The organism is Flavobacterium sp. (assembly GCF_031363805.1).
Classification (GTDB): domain Bacteria; phylum Bacteroidota; class Bacteroidia; order Flavobacteriales; family Flavobacteriaceae; genus Flavobacterium.
Genome location: NZ_JANLVD010000173.1, coordinates 1 through 10,681, shown reverse-complemented (window position 1 = coordinate 10,681; position 10,681 = coordinate 1). Strand labels below are relative to the sequence as shown.

The following is a 10,681-nucleotide window of genomic DNA, read 5'->3' as shown; positions in this document are numbered from 1 at the left end:
ACATTGTTCCAAGCATCGCTAGAGAATAAGGAGTTAATTATTGTTGCGCCCATCGCACCAAGCAATGCAATTCCTGCCAATTTGGTTACCGTAACTGTTCCGTCTTGGTTCAAAACAGTTTTGGATGCTTCCCACATATTGCTGAAATTATTCGACAACACATCGGTTTGCAATCCAACATACAATCCTAAAACAATTAAGGCAAAAAGGGCAAAAAGTTTGGCAATTGTAAAAATCAACTGAATTGTTTTTCCGCTTTGAACCCCTTTAGTATTAATGTAAGTAAGCAAAACAATACTCGCCATGGCAAGAATTTGCTTATTTGAAAAAGCATAACTATCGCCAATGGTAAATAATTTGTTCTCTAAAACAGGAAAAAACACTGCAGAATAATTAGCAAAAGCCACCGCAACTGCTGCAATAACACCTGTTTGAATTACTGTAAAAACCGTCCAGCCATATAAAAACGACATTAATTTGCCGTAAGCACGCTGAATGTAAACAAATTGTCCACCAGCATTTGGCATCATTCCTGCGAGTTCGCCATAACTCAAAGCTGCCGACATGGTTAACAATCCAGTAACCAACCAAATCACCAAAAGCCATGCTGCAGAACCTACGTCTCTTGCCATTGCAGCTGTTACTATAAATATTCCAGATCCAATCATTGATCCAGCGACTAAACTTGTGGCATTAAGTAGTCCTAATTCGCGTTTAAAAGTTTGTTTTTCGTCTTGCATAAAAATAAATTTGAAGCGAATATAGCTTTTTTATTAAATAGTACTACTGTCGAATAAACAAATAACCGAATCCACGAATAAACTTTTTATATTTGTACAATGAATGAAAATTTAGATCCAACGAATCAAAACTACAATAGTGAAGAACTTGATTTAGAAAAAAAATTGAGACCACTTTCTTTTGATGATTTTACAGGGCAAGAGCAGGTTTTAGAGAATTTAAAAATATTTGTGCAAGCAGCCAATCAGCGAGGTGAAGCATTAGACCATACACTTTTTCATGGACCACCAGGATTAGGAAAAACTACTTTGGCCAATATTTTGGCTAATGAGTTGGGCGTTGGAATCAAAATAACCTCTGGGCCAGTTTTAGACAAGCCGGGTGATTTAGCGGGATTGTTAACCAATCTGGACGAACGAGATGTATTGTTTATTGATGAAATCCATCGTTTGAGTCCTATAGTCGAAGAATATTTATATTCCGCCATGGAAGATTTCAAAATTGATATCATGATTGAATCTGGACCCAACGCCAGATCGGTTCAAATTAATTTATCACCTTTTACATTAGTAGGAGCCACCACTCGCTCTGGATTATTGACAGCTCCAATGCGCGCACGTTTCGGAATACAAAGCAGATTGCAATATTACAATACAGAACTTTTAACCACTATAGTACAACGAAGTTCTGCCATTTTAAAAATGCCAATCACCATGGAAGCGGCTATCGAAATTGCAGGAAGAAGTCGGGGAACGCCACGTATTGCCAATGCTATGTTGCGTCGAGTTCGCGATTTCGCGCAAATAAAAGGCAACGGAAGTATCGATATAGAAATTGCAAAATATTCACTCCAAGCTCTAAATGTTGACGCCCACGGATTGGATGAAATGGACAATAAAATTCTAACCACAATTATAGATAAATTCAAAGGTGGTCCAGTTGGATTATCCACTTTGGCAACAGCCGTTTCAGAAAGTGGCGAAACCATCGAAGAAGTATATGAGCCATTCTTGATTCAAGAAGGTTTCATCATGAGAACACCACGTGGAAGAGAAGTGACAGAGAAAGCTTATAAACATTTGGGTCGAGTGAAAAGCAATGTTCAAGGTGGACTTTTTTAATTGCAGTTTTGTCATTCCGACGAAGGAGGAATCTCATAATTCATTTTTCTGTGATTAATAATAATACAAAATATACATCCATCATCAAACAAGAAGCCAAACGCCTCGGATTTTTATCTTGTGGAATTTCCAAAGCAGCTTTTTTAGAAGAAGAAGCGCCACGATTGGAAAATTGGCTAAATAAGAACATGAATGGGGAAATGTCTTACATGCAAAATCATTTTGACAAACGACTAAACCCAACATTATTGGTTGATGGAGCCAAAAGTGTGATTTCACTTTTACTCAATTATTATCCATCAGAAGTTCAAAATCCAGATTCTTATAAAATATCAAAATATGCTTACGGGCAAGATTACCATTTTGTCATTAAAGAAAAATTAAAAGCGCTATTACATTTTATTCAAACTGAGATTGGCGAAGTTTCAGGTCTTGCATTTGTAGATTCGGCACCAGTTTTGGATAAAGCTTGGGCAGCAAAATCAGGATTAGGTTGGTTGGGAAAAAACGGAAATTTAATAACCAAACAAATCGGTTCTTTTTACTTTATTGCAGAACTTATAGTCGATTTAGAATTGGAATATGATTACGCCACAACAGATCATTGTGGTAGTTGTACTGCATGTATTGATGCTTGCCCAACTGAAGCGATTGTTTCGCCCTATGTTGTAGACGGAAGCAAATGCATTTCCTATTTTACCATTGAACTCAAAGAAAATATTCCAACTGAAATGAAAGGAAAATTTGATGATTGGGCTTTTGGATGCGATGTTTGTCAAGACGTTTGCCCCTGGAATAAGTTTTCGAAATCACACAGCGAACCACTCTTTAATCCAAATCCAGAAATTTTATCATTCACAAAAAAAGATTGGGAAGAAATCTCAGAAGATGTTTTTAATAAAGTTTTTAAAAATTCTGCTATAAAAAGGACGAAGTTGGAAGGTTTGAAACGGAATATAAACTTTATAAAAGAATCTCCTTAAAAATTTCTTACTTCCAAAGCATATCATAACTTTGCAGATATATAGTATTTTGAAAACATGCAAAAAGATAACAAAAGAAGAGAAGCATTATTATACCACGCAAAACCAACTCCTGGGAAAATAAAAGTAGTTCCTACCAAAAAATATGCAACCCAACGAGATTTGTCATTGGCGTATTCACCTGGCGTAGCAGAACCTTGTTTGGAAATTGCAAAAGATGTCAATAATGTTTACAAATATACTGCCAAAGGAAATTTGGTAGCCGTAATTACCAACGGAACCGCAGTTCTAGGTCTAGGAAATATTGGTCCTGAAGCTTCAAAACCAGTTATGGAAGGGAAAGCATTGTTATTCAAAATTTTCTCAGATATTGATGTTTTTGATATTGAAGTAGATGCAACCGATATTGATAAATTTGTAGAAACTGTAAAAGCCATTGCACCAACTTTTGGAGGAATCAATCTAGAAGATATCAAAGCACCCGAATCGTTCGAAATTGAAAGACGACTGGTAGAAGAATTGAATATTCCAGTCATGCACGATGACCAACATGGCACAGCTATTATATCATCGGCAGCTTTGTTAAATGCATTGGAGCTGGCCAATAAAAAAATTGAAAATGTAAAATTAGTAGTCTCTGGAGCGGGCTCGGCCGCTTTGGCTTGCGCTAATTTATATGTATTATTAGGTATAAATCCTGAAAATATTATCATGTTTGATAAAGATGGTGTACTTTCTTCTGAAAGAACAGATTTATCAGATTTACAAAAAATATATTCAAAAGCAAAACCAAATACAACACTACATCAATCATTAATTGATGCAGATGTTTTTTTAGGACTTTCCGCAGGAAATATTCTTACGCCCGAAATGTTATTGGGAATGGCAAACGATCCTATAGTTTTTGCTATGGCAAATCCAATTCCGGAAATAGATTATAGTGTTGCGGTTTCTACTCGAAAAGACATCATTATGGCAACGGGTCGTTCAGATTTTCCAAATCAAGTGAACAACGTTTTGGGTTTTCCTTATATTTTTAGAGGCGCACTCGATGTGAGAGCAACCAAAATTAATGAAGCTATGAAAATGGCTGCCGTAAAAGCTTTGGCTTGCCTTGCCAAGCAGTCGGTTCCAGAACAAGTGAATATCGCTTATGGCGAAACTAAATTGGTTTTTGGACGCGATTATATAATTCCAAAACCATTCGATCCAAGATTAATTTCTACTGTCGCTCCAGCTGTTGCCAGAGCTGCTATGGAATCTGGTGTGGCTTTAAACCCTATAACAGATTGGGAAAATTACATTGAAGAATTGCAAGAACGATTGGGATCTGACAATAAAATGGTTCGATTATTAGCCAACCGAGCAAAAACCGATCCTAAACGAATTATTTTTGCCGAAGCAGATCATCTTGACGTGCTTAAAGCAGCACAAATAGTTTGGGAAGAAGGTATTGGAATTCCAATTTTGTTAGGAAATAAAGAAATTATTTTGGAACTCAAAGAAGAAATTGGGTTTGATGCCGAAGTTGAAATTTTAGATCCCAAAACAAAAGCTGAAGATGTTCGCAGACTCCGTTATGCCGAAATATATTGGCAATCGCGCCGCCGTAGAGGAATTTCTTTATTAGACGCTCAAAAATGGATGCGCGAAAGAAACTATTTTGCTGCCATGATGGTGAATGAAGGTGAAGCAGATGCTTTGGTAACTGGATATTCCCGTAGTTATCCATCTGTAGTAAAACCTATGATGGAACTGGTTGGAAAAGCACCAGGAGTTACAAGAATTGCAACAACCAACATGATGATGACCGAACGTGGTCCTATGTTTTTATCGGATACTGCTATCAATCCAAATCCATCTTCGGATGATCTGGCAAAAATTGCATTAATGACCGCTAAAACCGTTAGAATGTTTGGTATGGAGCCTATCATTGCTATGGTTTCGTTCTCTAATTTTGGATCTTCAAAAAATGAAAGTGCCGAAAAAGTTAGAGAAGCTGTTGCTTATTTGCATAATTATTATCCAGATTTAATTGTGGATGGTGAAATTCAAACAGATTTTGCTTTGAACGCAGAGATGCTAAAAAGTAAATTCCCATTTTCTAAATTGGCCGGTCAAAAAGTAAATACACTTATATTTCCGAATCTTGAATCGGCAAATATTACATATAAAATGCTCAAAGAATTAAATAAAATTGAATCTATTGGCCCAATAATGTTGGGAATGGACAAACCTGTGCACATTTTTCAATTGGGCGCGAGTGTCGAAGAAATGGTAAATATGGCAGCCGTAGCTGTTGTTGATGCGCAAGAAAAAGAAAAAAAGCAAAAATCTAGAATAAATCAAAACATTTAACGGAAAATTAAGTGATTCGACCGAAAAAATACTCCTAATTGAAGAAAATTAGTATATTTGGCCGTCAACGGAAATATTTATGATAACACACATTCACGGGAAATTAGTTGAAAAAACACCTACAGAAGTCGTAATAGATTGCAATGGTGTGGGTTATACAATAAATATTTCATTGCATACCTATAGTTTAATTCCAAATCAAGATAATTTAAAACTTTTCACACACCTATTAATTAAAGAAGATAGTCATAGCTTGTTCGGATTCGTAGAAAAATCTGAAAGAGAAATATTTAAATTATTAATTTCTGTCTCAGGTATTGGCGCCAATATTGCTAGAACCATGCTTTCTTCAATAGAACCAAAACAAATTATCAATGCCATTGGCTCGGGAGACGTCGGAACTATTCAATCTATAAAAGGAATTGGTGTAAAAACTGCCCAAAGAACCATTATAGATTTGAAAGAGAAAGTGTTAAAACTTTATGATTTGGACGAAGTTTCGGTTTCGCAAAACAATACAAATAAGGATGAAGCGTTATCTGCATTAGAAGTACTTGGGTTTATAAGAAAATCATCTGAAAAAATTGTAGAAAAAATTGTAAGAGAAATGCCAGACGCTACTGTAGAAACTATTATCAAACAAGCCTTAAAAAATTTATAATCGTTGAAGAAAATAGGTTTATATTATTCGTTTACATTTGTAAAATCCAGTATTTTTTTACTGATTTTCTTTATTTTTACAAAAGCGCAATCACAAGTTATTCCAGAAGAGCCTCAAGATACAATTAAAGGGTTTAATACAGGAAGCATAAAAATCTCCGATCCAAATAGTATTTTGGAAGCATACACTTATGATCCAGTTACAGATCGATACATTTACACCAAAACTTTTGAAGGGTTTAACATCAATTATCCTATAGTTTTAACACCAAAACAATACCAAGAATTAATTTCTAGAGAAACCATAAGAGAATATTTTCAAAAAAAATCTGATGCTATCGATGGTAAAAAAGCGGATAGTAAAGATGCAAAAAAAGATTTATTGCCAAGATATTACATTAACTCTGGATTTTTTGAATCTATTTTTGGTAGCAATACCATCGATGTAAAACCTACTGGAACTGTTGAGGTCGATTTAGGAGTTCGATATTCCAAACAAGACAATCCATCATTTTCTCCAGAAAACAGAAGAACAACCACTTTCGATTTCGACCAACGAATCAGTTTAAGTTTACTTGGAAAAGTGGGAACAAAGCTAAAAGTAAATGCCAATTATGATACAGAATCTACCTTTGCATTTCAAAATTTAATTAAATTGGAATACGAACCAACAGAAGATGATATCCTTCAAAAAATTGATGTTGGAAATGTTAGCATGCCTTTGAACAGCACATTAATTAGAGGTTCGCAAAGTTTGTTTGGTGTCAAGGCACAATTTCAGTTTGGTAAAACTACGGTAACGGGTGTTTTTTCAGAACAAAAATCGCAAACCAAAACTGTTACTTCTCAAGGAGGTGGAACTATTCAAGAATTTGATCTTTTTGGATTGGATTACGATGCAGATCGTCATTTTTTCTTTTCGCAATACTTTAGAAATAAATATGATGCCTCTTTGGTAGATTATCCACTTATAAAATCCAGAATACAAATTACACGTGTAGAAGTTTGGGTAACCAATAGGCAGAACAGAATAAACACAACACCTGAAGGTAATAATTTAAGAAATATTGTCGCACTTCAAGATTTAGGTGAAGCGCAAATTACTGGAATTCCTGATACAGAAATTGTAGGCGTTCCTTCGGCAGGATTTTTTAATGTAGCACCAGACAAACCATCAGACAATGGAAATAATAAGTTTGACCCAAAACAAATTGGTTCCAATTTATTAAATCCAGGAATTAGAGAAATTGCTACTGCTGGTGCAGGATTTAATATTCCTGTAAGTGAAGGTACAGATTATTCTAAACTTGAAAATGCTAGAAAATTAAATTCAAACGAGTATACATTTCATCCACAATTGGGATATTTGTCTTTAAACCAAAGATTAACAAACGATGAGGTTTTGGCCGTGGCTTATCAGTATACTGATGGTCCTAATGTTTATCAAGTGGGTGAGTTTGGAACCGATGGCGTAGCGTCAACGCAAGTTGTGCCTGGGAGCGTTCCAATTACTCAAAGTTTAATTCTTAAAATGTTGAAAGGCAATTTAACAAATGTAAACGAACCTGTTTGGAATATAATGATGAAAAACATTTATCAAATTCCAGGGGCGTATCAGTTGGAAAAACAAGATTTTAAATTTAATATTTTATACACAGATCCTGCACCCTTAAATTATATTGATATTGTATCACCATTTCCATCACCAGATTTGGTATCGCAAAAACCACTATTAAAAGTATTTAATGTGGATAAATTAGACTTTAATAATGACCCACAAAATAACGGAGACGGTTTTTTTGATTACATTCCAGGTCTAACGGTTGATCCACAAAACGGGCGAATCATTTTCACAACAGTGGAACCTTTTGGAAAACTTTTGTTCGAAAAATTGAGAACAAGTCCATTTGAGGATTATTTTGAACCAAACAATGGAACAGCTTCTTTCAATGCCAATCAGAAAAAGTATGTGTTTAGAACTATGTACGAAAAAACACAAGCGGTTGCATTGCAAGAAAGTGAAAAAAATAAATTCCAATTAAAAGGGAAATTCAAATCCACAAGCGGTCAAGGTATTTCTTTAGGCGCTGCCAATGTGCCACGTGGTTCTGTTGTAGTAACCGCTGGCGGAAGAGTTTTGCAAGAAGGAGTAGATTATAGTGTAAATTATCAGGCAGGAAGAGTTCAAATTTTAGATCCATCTTTGCAAGCTTCTGGAATTCCAATTTCTGTTTCGGTAGAAAACAATGCCGTTTTTGGACAGCAAACTAGAAGATTTATGGGTGTAAATGTGGAACATAAATTTTCAGATAAATTTCAATTGGGTGCTACTATATTAAGATTGTCTGAAAGACCATTAACTCAAAAATCAAATTACGGTCAAGAATCTATAAACAATACTATTTTTGGTACTAATGTAAATTTTTCAACAGAAGTACCATTTTTTACTAGAATGGTGAATAAATTACCAAATATTGACACCGATGTTCCTTCCAATTTATCCATAAGAGGTGAAATTGCCTATTTAAAACCAGGAACCCCAAAAGCAGATCAATTTCAAGGCGAAGCAACGGTTTATGTAGATGATTTTGAAGGATCTCAAACTACAATCGATATGAAATCACCTTTTGCATGGAGTTTGTCGAGTGTGCCAAAAGATTATGGTGGCGAAGTTGCCGAAAACAATTTGACTTATGGCGACAAAAGAGCAAAATTGTCTTGGTATTCTATTGATCCAGTATTTTACACAGGGCAACGTCCAACAGGATTAAGCGATAATGATGTTTCTAAACACAACACCAGAAGAATTTTTAGCGAAGAGTTGTATCCTGTTACCGATATTGCGGTTGGAGAAACTACCGTTGTGCCTACTTTGGACATGACCTATTACCCAACCGAGCGTGGTCCTTATAATTTTAATCCAGCCGCTACAAATAATATTTTGCCAAATCCACAGGATAATTTTGGTGGAATTATGCGTTCTATTTCCTCTACCAATTTTGAACAAGCAAATGTTGAATATATTCAGTTTTGGATGCTTGATCCTTATTTTGGAACTGCTGCTGAAACTAATGTTTCTAATACAGGAAAACTAACTTTTAACCTTGGAGAAATTTCTGAGGATGTTTTAAAAGATGGTCGAAAATTATATGAAAATGGATTGCCAGCTGGAGCATCTAACCCAAATGTAGTGACTACAAATTGGGGGAAAGTGCCCGCATCGCAATCGCTTATTTATGCTTTTGATACTGATGAAGCCAACAGATTACAACAAGATGTTGGTTTAAATGGATTGTCAGATGCGGAAGAGAATTCAAAGTATCCAACTTTTGCAGGACAAGATCCAGCACAAGATAATTTTCAATACTTTTTGAACACTATTGGATCTATTACAGAAAGATATAAAAAGTACAATGGTAACGAAGGAAATTCGCCAGTAACTGTAACAGATACTAATAGAGGTTCAAGTACAACTCCAGATGTGGAAGACATCAATAGAGACAATACCATGAACACTATTGACGCCTATTACAAATTTACCGTAGATATAAAACCAAATACCATAATTGGAGATTTGTATGTTTCAGATGTTAGAGAAACTCAAGTGACATTGGCCAACGGAAACACATCACAAGCAAGATGGATACAATACAAAATTCCTATTTTAGAAGCTACTGCTACCAACATTGTAGGTGGAATTTCAGATTTTAGATCTATCCGCTTCATGCGAATGTTTATGACGGGTTTTACAGATCAAGTAACCGTGCGTTTGGGAGCGCTGGATTTAGTTCGTGGTGAATGGAGAAGATACAATAATACTTTGCAAGCAACAGATGATCCGGCTGATGATCCAACTGGTTTTGATGTTTTAGCAGTAAATGTGGAAGAAAATGGACAAAGAGTTCCTGTAAAATATGTTCCACCTCCTGGCGTAAATCGTGAACAATTGTACAATAATAATTCTGTAATCAATCAAAATGAACAGTCATTGTCTTTAAGAGTTTATGATAAAGGGAACCCACAAGCTGGATCACAAGGTTTACAACCAAAAGATTCAAGAGCTGTTTTCAAGAATGTAGATGTAGACATGCGTCAGTACAATAAACTAAAAATGTTTTTGCATGCTGAATCATTAGGAAGTTATTCTTCTGCAGATTTATCAAACGATCAAATGGTTGGATTTATACGTTTTGGAAACGATTTTACGAACAATTTTTATCAAGTAGAAATTCCGTTAAAGGTTACACCTCATGGAGCATCATCGCCTACAGATGTTTGGCCTGCTGAAAATGAAATCGATTTAAAAACGGCTTTGTTAACAAAGTTAAAAATAAAAATTTTAAACTCAAACAGCACAGAAACTCCTGATGAAAATGGAATTTTCTTTAAAAACGAAAATGAACTAGATGAAACTGCCACACCAAATAAATTAAGAATCGGAATTAAAGGAAATCCAAATTTCGGTTTTATAAGAACTTTGATGGTAGGTGTAAAAAATAAAAGCACAGGTGACATTCGTGGAGAAGTTTGGTTTAATGAATTGCGGCTTTCCGATGTGGATAATGAAGGCGGAGTAGCTGCCATTGCAAGTCTCGATACAAATTTAGCTGATTTGATGACACTTTCTGCAACAGGAAGAATGAATACCATAGGTTTTGGATCATTGGAACAAAGTCCGAACGAAAGAAGCAGAGAAAATGCCAAACAATACGACATTGTAACCAATGTGAGTGCTGGGAAATTATTGCCAAAAAAATGGGGCATTAACTTGCCATTTAATTATGCTGTTGGGGAACAAATTATTACGCCAGAGTATGA

The 10,681-nt window shown here is 35.3% G+C and carries 6 protein-coding genes; 5 read left to right on the top strand and 1 reads right to left on the bottom strand.

The window, feature by feature from the left end:
- The coding region (locus tag RMN92_RS09900; protein WP_309609288.1) for an amino acid permease at positions 1–740 on the bottom strand (740 nt) is incomplete at its 3' end.
- 99 nt (positions 741–839) lie between these two features.
- Between RMN92_RS09900 and ruvB the strand changes: the two genes are divergently transcribed.
- From ruvB to sprA, 5 genes are all read left to right on the top strand, one after another.
- Complete coding sequence (gene ruvB, locus RMN92_RS09895; RefSeq protein ID WP_309609287.1) at positions 840–1,862, top strand: Holliday junction branch migration DNA helicase RuvB; 1,023 nt, start codon at positions 840–842, stop codon at positions 1,860–1,862.
- A gap of 50 nt (positions 1,863–1,912) precedes the next feature.
- Complete coding sequence (queG, locus tag RMN92_RS09890; protein ID WP_309609286.1) at positions 1,913–2,845, top strand: tRNA epoxyqueuosine(34) reductase QueG; 933 nt, start codon at positions 1,913–1,915, stop codon at positions 2,843–2,845.
- Between the two features lie 57 nt (positions 2,846–2,902).
- Entirely contained in the window at positions 2,903–5,203 is a 2,301-nt protein-coding gene (locus tag RMN92_RS09885) for an NADP-dependent malic enzyme (protein WP_309609285.1), read from the top strand.
- Between the two features lie 79 nt (positions 5,204–5,282).
- Positions 5,283–5,864: a Holliday junction branch migration protein RuvA gene (gene ruvA, locus RMN92_RS09880; RefSeq protein ID WP_309609284.1), complete on the top strand. Its 582-nt coding sequence runs from the start codon at positions 5,283–5,285 to the stop codon at positions 5,862–5,864.
- Between the two features lie 12 nt (positions 5,865–5,876).
- Positions 5,877–10,681 (top strand): cell surface protein SprA (sprA, locus tag RMN92_RS09875; RefSeq protein ID WP_409024858.1); only part of this gene is annotated, 4,805 nt, incomplete at its 3' end.